Origin of the sequence: Pseudomonas sp. Z5-35 (assembly GCF_051131945.1) — a bacterium.
Lineage (GTDB): Bacteria > Pseudomonadota > Gammaproteobacteria > Pseudomonadales > Pseudomonadaceae > Aquipseudomonas > Aquipseudomonas marvdashtae.
This window is the reverse complement of the sequence record NZ_CP071640.1, coordinates 1,183,698-1,202,682: the sequence shown is the minus strand read 5'-3', so window position 1 is coordinate 1,202,682 and position 18,985 is coordinate 1,183,698. Positions and strand designations below refer to the sequence as shown.

General features: G+C 60.9%; 15 protein-coding genes and 1 pseudogene. 9 read left to right on the top strand and 7 right to left on the bottom strand.

Annotated elements, in window-relative coordinates:
* From J3P95_RS05680 to J3P95_RS05655, 6 genes are all read left to right on the top strand, one after another.
* Entirely contained in the window at positions 1-1,452 is a 1,452-nt protein-coding gene (locus J3P95_RS05680; RefSeq protein ID WP_434561385.1) for an alginate O-acetyltransferase, read from the top strand.
* A gap of 11 nt (positions 1,453-1,463) precedes the next feature.
* The gene (locus J3P95_RS05675; RefSeq protein WP_434561383.1) at positions 1,464-2,600 is read left to right on the top strand and encodes a mannuronate-specific alginate lyase; all 1,137 of its coding nucleotides are present in this window, start codon (positions 1,464-1,466) and stop codon (positions 2,598-2,600) included.
* A gap of 111 nt (positions 2,601-2,711) precedes the next feature.
* Entirely contained in the window at positions 2,712-4,277 is a 1,566-nt protein-coding gene (locus J3P95_RS05670) for an MBOAT family O-acyltransferase (protein ID WP_186638388.1), read from the top strand.
* A gap of 11 nt (positions 4,278-4,288) precedes the next feature.
* On the top strand, positions 4,289-5,464 hold the full coding sequence (locus tag J3P95_RS05665; RefSeq protein WP_434578362.1) for an alginate O-acetyltransferase: 1,176 nt from the start codon (positions 4,289-4,291) through the stop codon (positions 5,462-5,464).
* A 14-nt stretch (positions 5,465-5,478) separates the two neighbouring features.
* A complete protein-coding gene (locus J3P95_RS05660; RefSeq protein ID WP_434561379.1) occupies positions 5,479-6,144 on the top strand; it encodes an alginate O-acetyltransferase AlgF in 666 nt (221 codons plus the stop codon).
* 153 nt (positions 6,145-6,297) lie between these two features.
* Complete coding sequence (locus J3P95_RS05655; protein WP_186610970.1) at positions 6,298-7,749, top strand: mannose-1-phosphate guanylyltransferase/mannose-6-phosphate isomerase; 1,452 nt, start codon at positions 6,298-6,300, stop codon at positions 7,747-7,749.
* A gap of 72 nt (positions 7,750-7,821) precedes the next feature.
* Here J3P95_RS05655 and J3P95_RS05650 read toward each other — a convergent pair whose 3' ends face one another.
* Positions 7,822-10,539, bottom strand: a complete 2,718-nt coding sequence (locus J3P95_RS05650) for an RHS repeat domain-containing protein (protein ID WP_434578363.1) — start codon at positions 10,537-10,539, stop codon at positions 7,822-7,824.
* A 168-nt stretch (positions 10,540-10,707) separates the two neighbouring features.
* Here J3P95_RS05650 and J3P95_RS05645 point away from each other — a divergent pair, with 168 nt between their 5' ends.
* Positions 10,708-11,172: a multidrug transporter gene (locus J3P95_RS05645; RefSeq protein WP_434561373.1), complete on the top strand. Its 465-nt coding sequence runs from the start codon at positions 10,708-10,710 to the stop codon at positions 11,170-11,172.
* Positions 11,173-11,204: 32 nt separating this feature from the next.
* Positions 11,205-12,029, top strand: a complete 825-nt coding sequence (locus J3P95_RS05640) for an SDR family oxidoreductase (protein ID WP_434561371.1) — start codon at positions 11,205-11,207, stop codon at positions 12,027-12,029.
* A 74-nt stretch (positions 12,030-12,103) separates the two neighbouring features.
* Here the strand turns inward: J3P95_RS05640 and J3P95_RS05635 are convergent.
* The 4 genes and pseudogenes from J3P95_RS05635 to J3P95_RS05620 all read right to left on the bottom strand — a co-directional run bounded on the left by J3P95_RS05635 (position 12,104) and on the right by J3P95_RS05620 (position 16,842).
* Positions 12,104-12,966: pseudogene (locus J3P95_RS05635) on the bottom strand (efflux RND transporter periplasmic adaptor subunit).
* A 10-nt stretch (positions 12,967-12,976) separates the two neighbouring features.
* The gene (locus J3P95_RS05630) at positions 12,977-13,177 is read right to left on the bottom strand and encodes a DUF1656 domain-containing protein (RefSeq protein ID WP_186610974.1); all 201 of its coding nucleotides are present in this window, start codon (positions 13,175-13,177) and stop codon (positions 12,977-12,979) included.
* Positions 13,167-15,359 (bottom strand): FUSC family protein, encoded by a 2,193-nt coding sequence (locus J3P95_RS05625; RefSeq protein WP_434578365.1) that lies wholly within the window; start codon positions 15,357-15,359, stop codon positions 13,167-13,169. Before J3P95_RS05625 ends, J3P95_RS05630 begins: the two co-directional genes overlap by 11 nt.
* Positions 15,360-15,366: 7 nt before the next feature.
* Positions 15,367-16,842: an efflux transporter outer membrane subunit gene (locus J3P95_RS05620; protein WP_434581284.1), complete on the bottom strand. Its 1,476-nt coding sequence runs from the start codon at positions 16,840-16,842 to the stop codon at positions 15,367-15,369.
* Positions 16,843-17,051: 209 nt separating this feature from the next.
* On the opposite strand from J3P95_RS05620, the gene J3P95_RS05615 reads away from it, so the two are divergent.
* Positions 17,052-18,035: a LysR family transcriptional regulator gene (locus J3P95_RS05615; protein WP_434561365.1), complete on the top strand. Its 984-nt coding sequence runs from the start codon at positions 17,052-17,054 to the stop codon at positions 18,033-18,035.
* Here J3P95_RS05615 and J3P95_RS05610 read toward each other — a convergent pair.
* Both J3P95_RS05610 and J3P95_RS05605 read right to left on the bottom strand, forming a co-directional pair.
* A complete protein-coding gene (locus tag J3P95_RS05610; RefSeq protein ID WP_434561363.1) occupies positions 18,025-18,489 on the bottom strand; it encodes a RidA family protein in 465 nt (154 codons plus the stop codon). The two genes, J3P95_RS05615 and J3P95_RS05610, sit on opposite strands and share 11 nt — an antisense overlap.
* Before the next feature lie 152 nt (positions 18,490-18,641).
* The gene (locus J3P95_RS05605) at positions 18,642-18,899 is read right to left on the bottom strand and encodes a hypothetical protein (protein ID WP_434561361.1); all 258 of its coding nucleotides are present in this window, start codon (positions 18,897-18,899) and stop codon (positions 18,642-18,644) included.
* Between the last annotated feature and the right edge of the window lie 86 nt (positions 18,900-18,985).

Sequence of the window (18,985 nt, the reverse complement as noted above, 5' to 3'; positions counted from 1 at the left end):
ATGAACCCACAGATGATCAAACTCCTGGGCCTGTCCGCCCTGACTGCCGGCATTCTCGCCGCCGCAAGCGGCGCGCGCGCCGATGAAGTCAAGGCACCGGCCTTTACCGCTGAACCGTGCTGCAATCTCTGCCCTGCCGCCCATGACGCGAAGAACTACACCACGCGCTACCAGCAGAACTTCACCACGCTGGTACAAGCCCAGGGCGACTGGCTGTTCCGTACCCAGGAAGACCTGCGCACCGAATTCAACACCACGCCGGCCGGCTACAAACGCATGCAACAGCTGCACGATGCCTTCAAGAAAAAAGGCGTTGAACTGGTACTCGTCTACCAGCCGACCCGGGGCCTGGTGAACCGCAACAAACTCAACCCGCAGGAAAAGGCCAGCTTCAACTTCGACAAGGCCTTGGCTAACTACAAGACCATGCTTGGCCGCTTTGCCCAGATGGGTTATGTGGTGCCAGACCTGTCGCCGCTGACCAATGAAAACTTGCCCGAAACCCTGCCCGCCCACGACTTTTACTTCCGTGGCGATCAGCACTGGACGCCCTACGGCGCCCAGCGCACGGCAAAAATCGTCGCCGAGAAGATCAAGCAGCTCCCGGCCTTCGCCGACATTCCCAAGCAGGAATTCGAGACCAAGAAGTCCGGCCGCATGGGCAAGACCGGCACCCTGCACAACATGGCCGGGCAGCTGTGCGGCACCAGCTACGCGATCCAGTACATGGACCAGTTCACCACCGAGCCCAAGGGCGAGGCTGGCGACGGAGACCTGTTCGGCGACTCCGGCGATCCGCAGATCACCCTGGTGGGCACCAGCCACAGCGGCAAGAACTACAACTTCGCCGGTTTCCTGCAGGAATCCATCGGCGCCGACATCCTCAACGTGGCCTTCCCAGGCGGCGGTTTCGAGGGCGCGATGATCCAGTACCTGGGCAGCGAAGAGTTCCAGAAGAACCCGCCGAAAATCCTCATCTGGGAATTCTCGCCGCTGTATCGCCTCGACCAGGAAACCATCTACCGCCAGATGATGGCGTTGCTGGACAACAACGGTTGCGAAGGCAAGCCGGCGCTGATGAGCAGCAAGGCCAAGCTCAAGCCGGGCAAAAACGAATTGATGGTCAACAGCAAGAATATGGACCTGCGTAACGGCAGCCACCAGATCGACATCCGCTTCGCCGACACGTCGGTGAAAACCTTGCAAGCCACCCTCTGGTACATGAATGGGCGCCACGAGGACATCAAGATCGAAAAACCGAACACCTCCGAAACCGACGGACGTTTCGCCTTCCAATTGCGCACCGACGAAGACTGGGCTTCGCAAAACCTGCTGGCTCTCGAAGTCCAGGGTCCTGAAGCCGGTAAAGAGCCGCTGCAAGTCGAAGCGAAAGTCTGCAAACGCAACGCATCTTCGCAAGCCGAGCAACAAACGGCTCAAATCGGACAATGAGGTCTCGTCTCATGACTAGAACCATGCGCACCCGAACGCTGAAAACGCTGCTGGCGCCGTCGCTGCTGGCCTTGGCGATGTTCGCCGGGGCCACGCAGGCCTCGGCCCCGCTGCGTCCGCCGCAGGGCTACTTCGCACCGATCGAAAAGGTCAAGGAAGGTAATGGCGGCCAAAGTTGCGATGCCGTGCCGACGCCGTATACCGGCTCGCTGCAGTTTCGCAGCAAGTACGAGGGCTCCGACAAGGCTCGCTCGACACTGAACGTGCAATCGGAAAAAGCTTTCCGTGACAGCACCGCCGACATCACCAAGATCGAGCGCGGCATCAGCAAGCAAGTCATGCAGTTCATGCGCGACGGTCGCCCCGAGCAACTGGAATGCACGCTGAATTGGCTGACCGCCTGGGCCCAGGCCGATGCGTTGATGTCCAAGGACTTCAACCACACCGGCAAGTCCATGCGCAAATGGGCCTTGGGCAGCATGGCTTCGGCCTACGTGCGCCTGAAGTTCTCCGAGTCGCGTCCGCTGGCCAACCGTCAAGAGCAAGCGCAATTGATCGAAGGCTGGTTCAGCAAAATGGCCGACCAAGTCGTCAGCGACTGGGACAACCTGCCGTTGGAAAAAACCAACAACCACTCGTACTGGGCCGCCTGGTCGGTAATGGCCACCTCCGTGGCGACCAACCGTCGCGACCTGTTCGACTGGGCCGTCAAGGAATACAAGGTAGGCGTCAACCAGGTCGACGCCGAAGGCTTCTTGCCCAATGAGCTCAAGCGCAAGCAACGGGCCCTGTCCTACCACAACTATGCCCTGCCGCCACTGGCGATGATCGCCAGTTTCGCCCAGGTCAATGGCGTGGACCTGCGCCAGGAAAACAACGGTGCCCTCAAGCGCTTGGGTGACCGCGTGCTGGCCGGCGTCGAGGACCCGGATATCTTCGAAGAGAAGAATGGCGAAGAGCAGGACATGAAAGACCTGAAGATCGATTCGAAATTTGCCTGGCTCGAACCGTTCTGCAGCCTCTACACCTGCTCCGAAGACGTGCTGGAACGCAAGCATGAAATGCAGCCGTTCAAGACCTTTCGACTCGGCGGCGACTTGACCCGGGTGTATGACCCTTCGCGGGAAAAAGGCGAGAAAGGAAGCTGATGCTCGCCACGGGTAAGTAAGTGTTCGAAATGCAATGACCCCCCCGGTTTCAATGGGGGGGTTTGGGGGGGCTCTGGCCCTTGACTGTTGATTCAACATGGAGAGATCGGGATGGTATTTTCATCCAATGTGTTCCTGTTCCTATTCTTGCCGATCTTTCTCGGCCTGTATTACTTGAGCGGGCAACGCTATCGCAACCTGCTGCTGCTCATCGCCAGCTATGTGTTCTATGCCTGGTGGCGGGTGGACTTCCTGGCCCTGTTCGCAGGCGTCACCCTGTGGAACTACTGGATCGGCCTGAAAGTCGGCGCCGCCGGTGTGCGCACCAAACCAGCCCAGCGTTGGCTGCTGCTCGGCGTGGGCGTCGACTTGGCCATCCTGGGCTACTTCAAGTACGCCAACTTTGGCGTGGACAGCCTTAACGCAATCATCTCCGGCTTCGGGCTCAACCCATTCATCCTGACTCACGTGCTGCTGCCGATCGGTATCTCGTTCTACATTTTCGAGTCCATCAGCTACATCATCGACGTCTATCGTGGTGATACCCCGGCCACCCGCAACCTGATCGACTTCGCGGCATTCGTAGCGATCTTCCCGCACCTGATTGCCGGCCCCGTGCTGCGTTTCCGTGATCTGGCCGACCAGTTCAACAACCGCACCCACACGCTGGACAAGTTCTCCGAAGGCTGCACGCGCTTCATGCAGGGCTTCATCAAGAAAGTGTTCATCGCCGACACCCTGGCGGTGGTGGCCGACCATTGCTTTGCCCTGCAAAACCCGACCACCGGCGATGCCTGGCTCGGCGCCCTGGCGTACACCGCGCAGTTGTACTTCGACTTCTCCGGCTACAGCGACATGGCGATCGGCCTGGGCTTGATGATGGGTTTCCGCTTCATGGAAAACTTCAAGCAGCCGTACATCAGCCAGTCAATCACCGAGTTCTGGCGTCGCTGGCACATCAGCCTGTCGACCTGGCTGCGCGATTACCTCTACATCACCCTTGGCGGTAACCGCAAAGGCACGTTGATGACCTATCGCAACCTGTTCCTGACCATGCTCCTCGGTGGTCTGTGGCACGGCGCGAACATCACCTACGTGATCTGGGGTGCCTGGCACGGCATGTGGCTGGCCATCGAGAAAGCGGTGGGTATCGACACCAACCCACGCAGCATCAACCCGATCCGCTGGGCACTGACGTTCCTGCTGGTGGTGATGGGCTGGGTGATCTTCCGTGCCGAAAACCTGCACGTGGCCGGTCGCATGTACAGCGCCATGTTCAGCTTTGGCGACTGGTCGCTGTCGGAACTGACCCGCGCCAACCTCACCGGCCTGCAGATCGCTACGTTGGCGGTGGCCTACATCACCCTCGCCTTCTTCGGCCTGCGCGACTTCTACACCAACCGTCCGCCGGTCAAGGCCAAGCCTGAACAGAGCACCGAAGCCAACGGTCCTGCCACCGCGCAACCGGGGCTGATCAAAGCCGTACCGGGCGACAACCCGTCGACCATCCATGAACCAGGCTACACCGTCGGCGTCGAAGCCCAGGTGCAACCGGCCTACTGGACCGTGGACTGGTCGCGCTACGTGATGCGCACCCTGGTGTTGGTGCTGTTCATCGCCTCGATTCTCAAACTGTCGGCGCAAAGCTTCTCGCCGTTCCTTTACTTCCAGTTCTGAGGGATCTGAACATGACCCGCTCATTACGCATCTTCTACGTCGCGCTGTTTATGCTGATCCTGACAGCCTTGGGTATTTGGTCGATGCGCAGCTTCCTCGGCTTCAGCACCAACCCCGACGCGACCGTGCTCAACGGGCGCTGGGCCAAGGCCGTGGAAACGCACTACGACGAAGAGTTCCCGATCAAGCGCCTGGGCACCAACATCTGGGCTGCGCTGGACTACAAGCTGTTCAACGAAGGCCGCAAAGGCGTGGTCCTGGGCCGCGATCAGTGGCTGTACAGCGACGAAGAGTTCAACCCGATCGTCAACGAAGAACAGAACCTGCAGGACAACTACGCACTGGTCGAAGGCGTGCGCCAGAAACTCAAGGAACAGGGCATCACCCTGGTCATGGCGATCGTCCCGGCCAAGGCGCGGCTGTACCCGGAATACCTGGGTGAAGTGAAGCCTTCGAGCATTCACGCCAACCTGTACCAGGATTTCCACGCCCGTGTCGCGGCAGACAAAATCCTCGCCCCGGACCTGCTCGGCCCGATGCAACAGGCCAAGCAAAGCGGCCAGCAAGTGTTCCTGCGCACCGACACCCACTGGACGCCGGAAGGCGCGCAAATCGCTGCGGAACATCTGGCCAAGGCGATTGCCGAACGTACTCCTCTTAACGGCGAGCCACAGCGTTTCGTCACCGAGCCTGCTGAAAAGATCATCCACAAGGGCGACCTGCGTCAGTTCCTGCCGCTGGACCCGCTGTTTGAAAACCTGATGCCAGCCCAGGAGCCGCTGGTCAAACGCAACACTCGCGAAGCCGACGACCAGCCGGCCAGCGATGACGCGTTGTTTGCCGATGCCCAGGTGCCCGTGGCCCTGATCGGTACCAGCTACAGCGCCAACCCAACCTGGAACTTCGTCGGTGCACTCAAGCAAGCCCTGCACAGCGACGTCGTGAACTACGCCGAAGACGGCCATGGCCCGATTCTGCCGATGCTCAGCTACCTCAAGAGCGACGCCTTCAAGAACAGCCCGCCACAAGTGCTGATCTGGGAGTTTCCAGAACGTTATTTGCCAGTGAACAACGAGATCGGCGACGCCGATCCGCAGTGGGTCGCCGAGCTCAAGCAAGCCGGTGCCCGCCAACAGAACGTAGCTGCTAACACACAATCCGAGACGCCCGACCGGGCGCAAAACTGAAAGAGAGGTCCACCATGACTTTCAACACTACTCCTCGCCGTCTCGCTGCTCGCTCCTTCAAGGCCGTTGCCCTGGTCGCCAGCATGAGTGCCCTGTCCTTCTCAGCCTTCGCCGGTGACTCGGCCCTGTACGGCCCGGTCGCGCCAAAAGGCTCGAGCTTCGTGCGCATCTACAACGCCAGCAACGCCGAAGTCAGCGCCACCGTCGGCAGCACCAACATCAGCGACGTGGCCCCGTTGGCCAGCAGCGACTTCAGCTTCATGCCTGGCGGCGACTACAGCGCCAAGGTGGGCAGCCAGACCGTTCCGGTTAAACTGGCTTCCGATCACTATTACACCCTGGTCAACAACGCCACCGGCCAGCCACAACTGATCGAAGAACCACCGTTCAAGAACAAGCAGAAATCTCTGGTACGCGTCCAGAACCTCACCGACAAGGCGTTGACCCTCAAGACCGCTGACGGCAAGACCGAAGTGGTTCCGAACGTAGCGGCCAAGGGCCGTGGCGAACGTGAAATCAACCCGGTGAAAGTAAGCCTGGCCCTGTTCGAAGGCGACAAGAAAGTCGGCGACCTCAAGCCAGTTGCCCTGGAACGCGGCGAAGCAGCCGTGCTCTACGTGACCGGCTCGGGCAGCAGCCTGTCGCCAGTGTGGGTCAAGCGTCCGGCTTCCACCCGATAAGAGCAGCGGCGAGCTTTAAGCTTCAAGCGGCAAGCTTTGACTTGTAGCTTGAAGCTTGAAACTTGCCGCTGCCCTCCTGGAACAACAACAAGAGAGTGAAACGACAGAACGCAGTAGCTCTAAAACCATTTCGATTTTGTAGGAGTAACACACATGATTCCGGTGATCTTGTCAGGTGGTAGCGGCTCACGTCTTTGGCCGCTTTCGCGCAAGCAATTCCCTAAACAGTTCCTGGCCCTGACCGGCGAGCACACCCTGTTCCAACAGACCCTCGAACGCCTGGTGTTCGAAGGCATGGACACGCCGATCGTGGTCTGCAACAAAGACCACCGCTTCATCGTCAACGAGCAACTGTCCGCTCGCAACCTGGAAGCCCAGCGCATCCTGATGGAACCGTTCGGGCGCAACACCGCGCCGGCCGTGGCCCTGACTGCGATGATGCTGGTCAACGAAGGCCGCGACGAGCTGATGTTGGTGCTGCCGGCCGACCACGTGGTGGAAGACCAGAAAGCCCTGCAACGTGCTTTGGCCCTGGCCACCGTGGCCGCCGAGCGTGGCGAAATGGTCCTGTTCGGCGTACCGGCGACCAAGCCGGAAACCGGCTACGGCTACATCAAGTCGACCAACGATGCGCTGCTGCCTGAAGGCGTCAGCCGCGTCTCGCACTTCGTCGAAAAACCCGACGTCAAGCGCGCCACTGAATTCGTCGAAGCCGGCGGTTACTTCTGGAACAGCGGCATGTTCCTGTTCCGCGCCAGCCGTTTCCTCGAAGAGCTGAAAAAGCACGATCCGGACATCTACGACACCTGCCTGCTGACCCTGGAGCGCAGTGAGCAGACGGCCGACACCATCACCTTTGACGAAGCCACCTTCGCCTGCTGCCCGGATAACTCCATCGACTACGCCGTCATGGAAAAAACCCAGCGCGCCTGCGTGGTGCCGCTGTCGGCCGGCTGGAGCGATGTCGGTTGCTGGGCGTCGCTGTGGGAAGTCAACGCAAAAGACACCAACGGCAACGTCACCAAGGGCGACGTCGTGATCCAGGACAGCCGCAATTGCATGATCCATGGCAACGGCAAACTGGTGTCGGTGATCGGCCTGGACAACATCGTCGTGGTCGAAACCAAGGACGCCATGATGATCGCCCACAAGGACAAGGTCCAAGGCGTCAAGCAACTGGTCAACACCCTCAACGCCCAAGGCCGCAGCGAAACCCAGAACCACTGCGAGGTCTATCGTCCGTGGGGCTCCTATGACTCGGTGGACATGGGCGGTCGTTTCCAGGTCAAGCACATCTCGGTCAAGCCGGGCGCGTGCCTGTCGCTGCAAATGCACCACCACCGCGCCGAACACTGGATCGTGGTCAGCGGCACCGCCGAAGTGACCTGCGACGAGAACGTGTTCCTGCTCTGCGAAAACCAGTCGACCTACATCCCGATCGCGTCGGTGCACCGTCTGCGCAATCCGGGCAAGATCCCGCTGGAAATCATCGAAGTGCAGTCCGGCAGCTACCTGGGTGAAGATGACATCGAGCGTTTCGAAGACATCTACGGCCGCTCCACCCCGATCGAACGCGGCGTGTCGGTGAAGACCATCGCGCAGTAACGACCAGCAGAACAAGAAGCCCCCATCCAGCCCACTGCGTCCCCTATCCGCAGCGGGTTGGGTGGGGGCTTTTTATTGATTGACCACTCTCTTGGCATCAAACTTTTCGGCAATCCTGGCCGAGCGCGGATTGACAGCTTCCGTTCTGATTTTTCTGATATCCGCTCCCTTCGAAATCGCGTTGATTGCGTTCACCGTCAAGAATGTACCCACTCCCTTCAGAATCGGCATTTGCACCACTGAGGTGGCCCCTACCAGCGCCTCTTTTTCCAACGTCCCGTCACCCTGGGTTTCAGGATGAACGACCACTTGCACAACATCCACTTCCGTTTTTCCCTTGGAGGTAAGCATGTTCAGTTCGGCCAGACCATAAATGTGCCGCTCCTCATGCGATTTCAATTTGTCGGATTTTTTCATGACTGCGAAAAAGCGCCGCTCAACGACGAAGTCAGGGTGTCCGTTCAAGGCGTCCGGATTGATCGACTCGTCCACAAATACCTCATTGGCACTGCGCAACATATAACCGGAAATGCTTGCCCCCAGACCGAAGTTTGAAGGCTGCCCAACGACCTTCGACTGCAATGTTTCGCTGGAGAGGGTTTTATAGCGTTGCTTGTAGCGTTGAAGATTCTGTTTGACCTCATCTCCTCCCACCAGATAGTCATTGAATGCACCGACCTCCACCACTTTGAAGTCGTTCACTTCACTGTACTTTCCCGTGGTTTGCTTAAACACGCTAACACGGCTCGTAAGCGCTGCCGCTATGAGCTTGAGCCGATTTTTCACGCCCATTTCAATTTCGTACTTTCCAGTCTTGTTATGCCCGTCGGCGTCCCGAAAAGTAAGTGGGTTATTGCTCACCATCGCGTACAGGTTCAGCCCATCGACATTTCCCGCGGGGTCTGGATTGAGCCAGCGCTGCAAGCCAGGCATGTAGTAGCGATAGCCGTAGTAGTAGAACCCCGTCGCATCCCGTTCTTTTCCCGAATAACGAGCTGTCTTGTAACTGACACCGACCCCGTCAGCCCCCGCCAAGTACGCGGTCTCGCCGAAGGAGTAGAAGTGCTCCCGGCTGATAATCCGCCCGTCCTGGGCCAGTTCCAGGCCGACCGAGCCCAGGTGATCGGCAACGCTGTATCGATAGCAGTCCTTCTCGCCGGTCGGCGATGCGCTTTCCCAATGTAGGACCCGAACATCGCTGAGCCCACCCTGAGCGACGATTACCTGCAGCGCCTCGCCCGTGCCGCTGTTTGCGCGCAGTTCCAGCCCCGGCAAATAACGTACTTCGGCGGCCAGCGTGCGAGCGCCGGTTTGCAGGGTCCGCAGCTTGCGCACCCGTTGCCCGCCGCCGTCATAGATATAGGCCTCGCTATCGTTGAGCCCCGAGGCGCGTTCAATGGGCGTGACCGAACTCAACTGGTTACGCAGGTCCCACGCCAGGAACCGGCCCGCGTCCAATTCCAGGCAATTGCCCCGCACATCGAACGCGGCGGCGATTTCTTGTTCCGTGGGCGGCACGCCATTGCGGTAAGGCAGGCAGCGATTGCTGTAGCGAGCCGCTTTGATTTCCCGACCATGGCTTTGGGCACCGACGTGGGTCAGTTCCAATAAATTACCGGCCTCGTCGTAGCGGTAGGTCTGCCGGTAATTGCTCACCGCCGCTGGGTCGTTGCGCCCCACGGAGTCGGGCCCCTGGTTGGCGGCGCCCGCCTCCCAGCCGGTGGCTTCGATCAGTTGGTAGAGACTGTCGTAGGCAAAACGGCTGACTGGCTCGATGCGCTGATTGGCAAAATAGCGGATCGGCTGTTTTTTGTCCTCGATGCTCAATACGTTGCCCATGGGGTCGTAGGCGTAAAGCAAATGTTGCAGAACATCGCCCGCGCGCACGGCTTGACGCTCTATCAACCGCCCGTCTTCGGGGCTGTAGATGAGCGTGGTCCTTAGGCCATTGCCGGCCGTTTCCTGTTCGATCTGCCCAAAGGCGTCGTAGCGAATGTCGTTCACCAACGACTGCCACTCGCCCTGCCCCGCCAACTGCAATTGACTGCCAGACATCCGGCCATCGAGCGTCAGGCTTTGCCGTTGTCGATTTCCCCTGGCATCGACCTGCTCCAGCGCATCACCCAGCGGGCCAACGCGCCACGTCGAAACGGCGCCGTCGCCAGGTTCAAGCAAGAGCTCGCGATCGGCTTCCGACTCCGGCCAGTCAGCTGGCGCGGCATCGAGAATGAAACGACGATCCTGGACAAGGTTCTGCCCCGCCAAGGCAAACGACGCGAGCACCAGCGTACCCGCCGGGTCGTCGTGACGAATCAATTGCCCATGCTGATTGTGGTTCTGATCGCCCTGGCCGGGGTATCCGTGGGTCATGCGCTCGGTGCAGCGACGTGGCTGGCTGGTGCCTTGCTCGAACACCGCCACGGGACGCAGCAGGTTGTCATATAAAATCTCACGCTGCGTCCCTCGCCCGTCCCAGCCCAACAAGCCTTCATCGGCAAGACCGGGCAGACCGGTCTGTATGCCCGCGTCGACGCCGTCCGTATGCAGCGTGGCGCCGGACAGCGAATAGATCGCCGAAAGATTGGCCGGCGCCGTCTCATCCGTCCGTTGCAAAGCCCACAAGCGCGGATCCCACTGTTTCACCGCGCGTCCGGCCATATCGAAGCGGCTGCGGTTGATGCGCCGCTGCGCGGGGCCATGCTCGACGTTGCGGCAATAGCCGACCGAACGCACCGGCAAACCGCGCGCGTCGACGGCTGTCAGTGTCGGTGTTCCATGATCCAAACCCATTTATAAGACGTCCCATCGTAGCGACATGGTGTCCAAGCCATCTAGCCGACAGTCCAGCGGGCTGCCTACTGTCAGATGTGACAGTGGCGACGCACGGTCAACGACGGAGCAATACCCACGGCCCGCCCCCTTCGGTAGGATGTGGCGAAGGTCACGGAGGCTTCAACCATGCTCATCGGCGTTTTGCTGGTCATCACTTGGCTCATCCTGCTGCTGCGCTACCCGGCCAAGGCCTTGCCAGTGTCTCTGGCGGCGTTCATCGGGCTGGGACTGGTCGCGGCGTGGGTGCTCTGGCAGGAGAACCGCGAAACGCGACAATTGGCGCGCCTGGATGTGCGCATTGCCTATGCGCCTGAGCGCTGCCCTGCTGATCGTCCGCTGTCGTTGAGCCTGAAAAATGGCAACGACGTGCCGTTGACCGAGCTGCACTGGCGAATAGCGGCCTACGCGCCTGGCGACACCATCAACCTGGCCGAGAACGTCTACAGTTCACCGCGCTATCGCGGCCCCGGCGAATTGCAACCTGGCGCCGACTGGCAAGACTGCCTGCCGTTGCCGCCGTTGCGTCCCAGCTATCGCCCGCAAACCCTGGAGTTTCGCGCCGAGCGGTTGCAGGGAAGTTTCTCTAATTGATTTCAAATCCGCCGTTACACAAGGAAAGCGCCATGCCCGTTGCGTTGATCACCGGATGTTCCAGCGGCATCGGCCGTGCCCTCGCCGATGCCTTCAAGGCCGCCGGTTACCAGGTCTGGGCCAGTGCGCGCAGGGCTGAGGATGTGGCGCTACTCAGCGCCGCCGGGTTCACCGCCGTGCAATTGGACGTTAACGACGGCCAGGCCTTGGAAAAACTGAGCGAAAGGATCAACCAGCAACATGGCGGCCTTGATGTCCTGATCAACAACGCCGGTTACGGCGCCATGGGACCGCTGCTGGATGGCGGTGTGCCCGCCATGCAGCGCCAGTTCGAAACCAACGTGTTCGCCATCGTCGGCGTGACCCGCGCGCTGTTTCCCGTTCTGCGCCGCGCCAAGGGGTTGGTGGTGAATATTGGCAGCGTTTCCGGGGTGCTGGTCACGCCGTTCGCCGGCGCCTATTGCGCGTCAAAGGCAGCGGTGCATGCCTTGAGCGATGCGCTGCGCATGGAACTGGCGCCGTTCGGCATTCGCGTGATGGAAGTCCAGCCCGGCGCCATCGCCTCCAGCTTCGCCAAGAATGCCGGCCACGAAGCCGAACAGCTGATCAGCGAACAGTCGCCCTGGTGGCCCTTGCGTGAGGGTATCCGCGCCCGCGCCAAGGCGTCCCAGGACAACCCGACCCCGGCCAGCGAACTCGCCGCAGGGCTGCTCAAAGCCGTGCAACAACCCAAACCGCCGCGCTTGTTGCGTCTGGGCAATGGCAGCCGGGCGTTGCCGTTGATGGCGGGTTTATTACCCAAGGCGCTGCTGGAGAAGGGATTGATGAAACGGTTTGGGTTGGGGAAATCGCTGTAATCATCGCGAATTGGGCTTTTGGCTGCTGTGGGGTGAACCAAATCTCACCATCACCCCATCAGTAGCCAGTGATCTCAGCGCTTGTCGTGCGGCTCGACCACCACCGTACACGTCATCCCCGCCGCCAGCAGCACGCCATCCGGCACCTCGTCCAGGTGAATGCGCACCGGTACCCGCTGGGCCAGGCGCACCCAGTTGAACGTGGGGTTTACGTCGGCGACCAATTCACGGCTTTGGGGATTGTCACGGTCGTGATGCCCCTGGAAATACTTTCCACATGGCCCTTGAGCACCTCGCCGCTCATCAACTGCGACTGCGCGGGATCGCCGACCCGCACCTTGGGCAACTTGGTCTCTTCAAAGAAGCCATAGACCCAGAACGAATTCATATCCACCACCGCCATCTTTGCCTCGCCGATTCGCGCGTAGTCGCCCCGGTGCACGTTGAGGTTGGTGACGTAGCCGTCCACCGCCGCGCGAACTTGCGTGCGGGCAAGGTTCAGCTCGGCGGCCTCCAGTTGCGCCTGGGCGTGCTGGTAGTCGGCCAGGGCCGAGTCGGCGAGGTTGCTGGCGTCGTCACGGTTTTCACGGGAAATCACCAGGCTGTCCAGGTCGGCACGCCTGTGGGCATTGACCTTGCGCATTGCCCAGGTGGCCTTGCGCGACGCCACCAGAGAACGGGCCTGTTTGACCGCGATGCGGTAATGCTCGGGGTCGATGCGCATTAGCAGGTCGCCCTTCTTCACCTGCTGATTGTCACGCACTGGAACGTCAAGCACCTCGCCGCTGACATCGGCCGCCACGTTGATGATGTCGGCCCGCACCCGACCATCGCGGGTCCAGGGCGTATCCATGTAATGCACCCAGAGCGTACGACCGATCCACAGCGCCAGGGCCAGCACCAGCAGCGTCGCCATCAGGCTGAAAAATTTTTTCATGGCTTCGATCTCAACGGTAGACCGCCAGCGCCAGCGCGCCGAACAGGCAGGTAAACAGGCTCAGGCGCAGCAACGCCGGATGCCAGAAAAAACGGTACAGATCCAGCCCCGAAAGGAAACGGTCCAGCGCCCAGGCCAAGCCGGCAGCGATGAAAAACATCAGGGTCATGGTGGGCATGTACACGCCATGGAAGGCGATCTCACGAGGCATGTCGAGGTTCCTGGAGCAGCGGCGCGGCGTGGGCCGACAAGGGCGATTGCGGGTCCATCAGCGAGGTCCGGATAAAGTGCAGGTAGCTTTTCACCCGGCGCAGGGCCGAGGTGTCGAAATGCGCGGCGAAAGGTTCATCAGTGGCTTGCACGCGACTGATCGCATCGTCGACCGCCATCCGCGCCCGTTCCAGATTGTTCTGACCAGGCTGGCGGAACAGCCGCACCAGCGCTCGTCCCATCAGGCGGATCGCCTGTCGCCATGGCTGGCTTTCGGCATAGGCCGGGTGCACCGGCAGGATTGCTTGTTCCTTGCGCAATTCGATGATCGCGTGGCCGACCTCCAGCACCACCAACAGCCAGCGCAACAGCTCCCGTTGCACCTGCGGCTGCCCCGTCGCGAGACCGTAGGCTTGGTGCAGCAAGTCACGGCTGCGACTCTCGAAGCCCGAGGCCAGGCCCTTGAGCTTGCCGCTGATGGCAAACACCACTTGTTCACGCAGGTCCTGTTCGAGTCGACGCCACATCCAGCGGCTGTTGGGTGGCAGGATGACCGCACCAGCCGCCGCGCACACCAGCATGCCGAGGATCATCGCAATGTAATCATTGATGAAGGTGTAAGGGTTGTAGACCGTCGGATTGTCCGGCACCGAGCCGGTGCTGAAGAAAATCAGCAGCCCCAGCCCGACGCCGGCGTATTGCGGGCGTGAACTGAGGAATGAGCCCAGCATGATTACCGGCGCCAGCATCACGCAGAGCAAAGGAAAGCCGTCGATCAATGGGAAGACAAAAAACATTTCGACGAAACCGATCAACGCCCCGAACAACGTCCCACAAGCCATCTGGAACGCCATGCGCTTGGGGTTCGGCGTGGCGGCCGACAAGCCCACGGTGGCGGCCGCGATCATCGTCATGGTCGCGCCGCTCGGCCAGGCCGTGACGACCCAATAGCTGCCCAGCACCAGCAAGATAAAGGCTGCGCGAAACCCGGAAGCTGCAGCGGCCAAGCCGTTGGTCTGCGACACGAAGGGCTCGTCCCAGCGTTCGCGTTCGTGGCGATGATCGGTCAGGGACGCGTGGGTCTGGGCGTAGCCGTGCAAGTCGTCGACAAAGCGATAGAGCAGCTCGTAGGCCGTATGAAAATCCAGCTGCTGCGCATCACTGGGATCCGTCTCTTGGAAGCGCGCCCGCAACCGGCGCACCAAGGCCGGCAAGTCGGCCTTGTAGTCAGCCAGTGCCGCCGCCAGACGCGCCGCATCGGCATCGGTCAAGGCCCGCGCGCTGAAGCCATCGAGCAATTCGGCCAGCGTCTGTAAACCGGGTTTGATGGCGTTTACCACGTGATCTGCCCGGGCCTCGCGCAAACGTTCGAGCAACTGGTGCAAGGCATTGAAACGTGTGGTGACGCCCATGAACTCACTGTTCAAACGGCTGAGCCGGCCGTTGCGCCGACGCATGTGCGGATCTTCGAAAACAGTCACGCTGCGCAGGCTTTCCAGGCCCACCGCTTCGGCGATGAAACCAACGTTGCGCGCTTCGAATGCCTCGGGCTGGCTGCGCCCGCGCAAGCCATCGGTGACGAACAGGGCGAATACGCCGAAGCGCTGATAAAGCGCGTTGCGCATGGCGGCGCTCGCGGTTTGCGGCAGGACCGCGGCGCTGACCAAGGTCGCACAGAGTATTCCCAAGGAAATCTCCAACACGCGCCAGACCGCCGCCATGAACGCCGCTTCTGGATGGGCCAGGGCCGGCAGGCCGATCATTGCCGCGGTGTAGCCTGCCAGCACAAACCCGTAGGCCCGGAAATTGCGATAACGCGCCGCCCCCGCCGAGCAGATTCCGACCCAGATGGCCAGGCAGCCGAGGAACAGCTCGGTGTTCTGGGCGAACAAGGCGATCAATGCGACCATCACCGTCGAACCGACCAAGGTGCCAAGCAAGCGATAGAAGCTTTTGGCCAATACCTGGCCGCTCTGGGGTTGCATGACGATAAACACCGTGATCATGGCCGTGCGCGGTTGTGGCAGCTCCAGGCGCATCGCCAGCCATAACGTCAAGAACGCGGCCAACAACACTTTGAAGATGTAGACCCAGGTCACTCCGTCGCTGCGGGCCCAGTCGAAGAAACCACGGCGCCATTCGAGGCAATGGAGCCGGCGCAAGGGGGCACGTAGAGTCCTCATGAAATTTCTATTCGGCACCGTGGCTCACATCAGGCACGTCGCTGCCAGCCTCCAACCCGCCACCCAGCGCCGTCACCAGATCGGCATGGACAGTCAATCTCGCGGCTTCTACTTGCTGAAGTACCTGTTGTTGCTTGAATAACAGGCTCTGGGCATTGAGCGCGTTGAGGTAATCGGTGAGGCCGCGCCGGAACGCCACCATGGCGATGTCGTAGGTGCGCTGGGCGGCGGCCACCGATTCGGCGGCGAAGGCCTGTTGCCTGTCCATCGACTCGCGACGGATCAATCGGTCGGAAACACGCTTGAGGGCATTCACCAGGGTCTGGTTGTAGTGCGCCACGGCGATGTCATGACCCGCCGCGGCTTCTCCCAGCGCTCCACGCAAGCGCCCTGCGTCAAAGATCGGCAGCGAGATGGCCGGCCCGACGTTGTAGGTGAGTTTCTTGCCGGTCAGGAATTCCAACGCCCCGCCGCCGGTAGCCATGTAGCCGAGGCTGCCGACCAGATCGACATTGGGATAAAAACCGGCCCGGGCCACATCGACGCCACGGGCCTGGGCCGCCACTTGCCAGCGCGCAGCAACCACATCCGGGCGCTGACCGAGCAGTTCGGCGGGCAAGGCGCAGGGCAATTCCAACGGAGCACCCAGCGCCAGGCTCGGCCGTTGCAGGCGCGCGCCCTCTCCCGGCCCCTTGCCAGCGAGCGCCGCCAGTTGATTGCGGCTCAAGGCAATGGCTTCGTCGAGGGCGTCAAGTTGGCGATGGGTTTCGGGCAACGGCGCCTGGGCCTGGCTGACTTCAAAATGGGTGCCGATGCCGCCGTCCAGGCGCTTTTTCGCCAGTTGCCGAATCTGCTCCTGTTGATCGAGCGTCGCGGCGACGATGTCGCGCTGGGCGTAGTGCAGCGAAAACTCGATGTAGGCGCGCACAATGTTGTTTTGCAACTCCAACTGCGCCTGCCGCGCTTCGGCGACGCTGACATGGGCCAGATCGACGGCCTGCTCGCTGGCGTTGCGCTCACGTCCCCATAAATCCAAGGCGTAGCTCAGGCCCAGGGCGGCGTTGTTGTCCCAGGTAGTGGTATCGGCCAGCTCGCCGGGTCCATAGAACTGATCGGTCGGCCAGTTGTGACGCTTGAGGGTGGACTCGGCATTGACCTGCGGCGACTCGGCGGCCTGCGCGACACCGGCCATGGCCTTGGCCTGCCGCACTCGGGCGGCGGCCATCGCCAGGCTCGGGCTGTCTTGCACAGCCAAAGCGATCCAGCGATCCAGTTGTCGGTCGCCATAGGCCTTCCACCATTGACGGGTGGGCCAGTGGGCCTCGCCGGCGGCCTGGCGAATCGCTTCATCAGTCGCCAGTTGGTTGGCCGACAACGCCTTGCCTTGCGGCGCAATCCCTCCCGTGCCGATGCAACCGCCGAGGGTCAACGTCAAAACCCAAACACTGAGAGTCTTCAGCTCTCTGCTGATGCAACGCGGCACTGGCGCAAATTCCTGGGAGAGAAAGTCGGGGGAACTGTGGAAACGCAGGGACCGCGCCACAGTGGCGGCAATTCTAGGCATCGCCCCCAACGGCGATAAGCCAACCTTTCTGTGATTCTTTGTTACCGTTAACGTGATAATCGATCGGTCGGGGTCCCGTAGCGCCGTAACTTCATGTCACAATTTGCCACCTCCCAAGAGAGCCCTCCATGGACACTTTGCAAAACATGCGCGCGTTCAGCTGTGTTGCTGAAGCCGGCAGCTTCACCGCTGCCGCCGCGCAACTGGACACCACCACGGCCAACGTCTCGCGTGCGGTTTCCAACCTCGAAGCCCACCTGCAAACCCGCCTGCTCAACCGCACCACGCGCCGCATTGCACTGACCGAGGCGGGTAAACGCTATCTGCTGCGTTGCGAGCAGATCCTGGCGTACGTCGAAGAGGCGGAAGCCGAGGCCAGCGACGCCCATGCGCGCCCGGCCGGGCAGTTGAAGGTGCACACCATGACCGGCATCGGCCAGCACTTCGTGATTGACGCCATCGCTCGCTACCGCAAGACCCATCCGGACGTGACCTTCGACCTGACCCTGGCCAACCGCGTGCCAGACATCCTCGACGAGGGCTACGACGTCTCCATCGTCCTCGCCAGCGAGCTGCCGGATTCAGGTTTCGTCTCCCAGCGCCTGGGGATCACTTACAGCATCGTTTGTGCGTCGCCCGCCTATGTGAAGGCCAGCGGCTGTCCGCAAAAACCCAGCGACCTGCTCAACCACGCCTGCCTGCGCCTGGTCAGCCCGGTCATTCCGCTGGAGAAATGGGTGTTCGACGGCCCGGAAGGCCAGGAGATGGTGACCATCAATAGTTCACCGTTCCTGGTGAATTCCGCCGATGCGATGAAAACCGCGATCACCAGCGGCATGGGTGTAGGGGTCTTGCCGGTGTACGCCGCCATCGAAGGCTTGCGCAACGGCACGCTGGTGCGGGTCATGCCCAACTATCGCTCTCAGGAGCTGAACCTCTACGCCATCTATCCTTCGCGCCAGTACCTGGACGCGAAGATCAAGACGTGGGTCGAGTACCTGAGAGGTTCGTTGCCGGAAATCCTGGCGGCACACCAGGCGGAACTGACGGCTTATGAATTGAGTGGAAGCCTGACAGGGCCCGCCGCCACTCCTCAATTATTCAGGACATGACAGCCACGCATTCAATTTCTACCCGGGCATCACGCACCAGGCTTGCCGCGAACGTCGTGCGAGCCGGCAGCCGCCTGGAATTGAAGTATTTTTTATAGACGTCGTTCATGCTGGCGAAGTCCTTGATATCGGCAAGGATCACGGTGCACTTGGCGACGTGTTCAAGAGAAGATCCAGCCCGCTCGAGCGCCGCCTTGAGATTATCCATAGCCTGCCTGGTTTGTCCGGCGGCCCCGCCCTCGACCAGACGACCGTCCGAGCCAAGACCCAACACACCCGACAAGTAGACCGTTGGCCCAACACGCACGGATGACGAGAACGGCAGGCCTTCTAGTGATTCATAAATTGGCGAAACGTCTTGGGCAACCGAAGCCTGTTGCTGGGCATAAGACGGCGCAACACCGCTGAGCAACAAGGCAGGCAAAAAGGCAAGCCAGGTTTTATTTATCGACATGAACGTCTCCACAAAGATGACCCGTTACGCATCCTGAATGGTGGCGCCGGGGCATTTCATCTTCGCGAGGACTGATAAAGTTAGCTGTAGGCATTGACCTACATTCTTGTAGGCAACGCCTTAAATTAACGTGTACTCAGGGTCTGCAAGGCTCAGCGTTTGCCCATTGAACGACGCGTACCGGGAGGCGCCGCGCCGGGGGTCTTGGTGTGACCGTTCTTCGCGCCGTTCTTGTACCAGGGCTGTTGCCCGGCACCTTTGGCCGTGGCCAGTTCGCCGGGTTTGAACGGGAACTTGAAGGCCGCGATCGCCGCCGTGGCGTTTTCAGCGCTGCCATTCTCGCTGTTGGCCAGGTCAGCCTGGTCGTCGCTCGTGAGTTCGTCCACGGGCGAAGGTGTCGGGGAAGTCATGTAAGGCTCCGGTAAAGCGGGTATGCCGGGCTCGGTGAGTGAGCCGCGAAACGCAGCAGTATACTCGCCCGCTATCGCCGTGCACC

Excerpts from the sequence above, each read along its gene's own strand:
- J3P95_RS05630 (WP_186610974.1), bottom strand. The coding sequence starts at position 13,177 with ATGCCTCGTGAGATCGCCTTCCATGGCGTGTACATGCCCACCATGACC.
- J3P95_RS05675 (WP_434561383.1), top strand. The coding sequence starts at position 1,464 with ATGACTAGAACCATGCGCACCCGAACGCTGAAAACGCTGCTGGCGCCG.
- J3P95_RS05650 (WP_434578363.1), bottom strand. The coding sequence starts at position 10,539 with ATGGGTTTGGATCATGGAACACCGACACTGACAGCCGTCGACGCGCGC.
- J3P95_RS05665 (WP_434578362.1), top strand. The coding sequence starts at position 4,289 with ATGACCCGCTCATTACGCATCTTCTACGTCGCGCTGTTTATGCTGATC.
- J3P95_RS05645 (WP_434561373.1), top strand. The coding sequence starts at position 10,708 with ATGCTCATCGGCGTTTTGCTGGTCATCACTTGGCTCATCCTGCTGCTG.
- J3P95_RS05610 (WP_434561363.1), bottom strand. The coding sequence starts at position 18,489 with ATGTCGATAAATAAAACCTGGCTTGCCTTTTTGCCTGCCTTGTTGCTC.
- J3P95_RS05615 (WP_434561365.1), top strand. The coding sequence starts at position 17,052 with ATGGACACTTTGCAAAACATGCGCGCGTTCAGCTGTGTTGCTGAAGCC.
- J3P95_RS05625 (WP_434578365.1), bottom strand. The coding sequence starts at position 15,359 with ATGAGGACTCTACGTGCCCCCTTGCGCCGGCTCCATTGCCTCGAATGG.
- J3P95_RS05660 (WP_434561379.1), top strand. The coding sequence starts at position 5,479 with ATGACTTTCAACACTACTCCTCGCCGTCTCGCTGCTCGCTCCTTCAAG.
- J3P95_RS05670 (WP_186638388.1), top strand. The coding sequence starts at position 2,712 with ATGGTATTTTCATCCAATGTGTTCCTGTTCCTATTCTTGCCGATCTTT.
- J3P95_RS05605 (WP_434561361.1), bottom strand. The coding sequence starts at position 18,899 with ATGACTTCCCCGACACCTTCGCCCGTGGACGAACTCACGAGCGACGAC.
- J3P95_RS05680 (WP_434561385.1), top strand. The coding sequence starts at position 1 with ATGAACCCACAGATGATCAAACTCCTGGGCCTGTCCGCCCTGACTGCC.
- J3P95_RS05655 (WP_186610970.1), top strand. The coding sequence starts at position 6,298 with ATGATTCCGGTGATCTTGTCAGGTGGTAGCGGCTCACGTCTTTGGCCG.
- J3P95_RS05640 (WP_434561371.1), top strand. The coding sequence starts at position 11,205 with ATGCCCGTTGCGTTGATCACCGGATGTTCCAGCGGCATCGGCCGTGCC.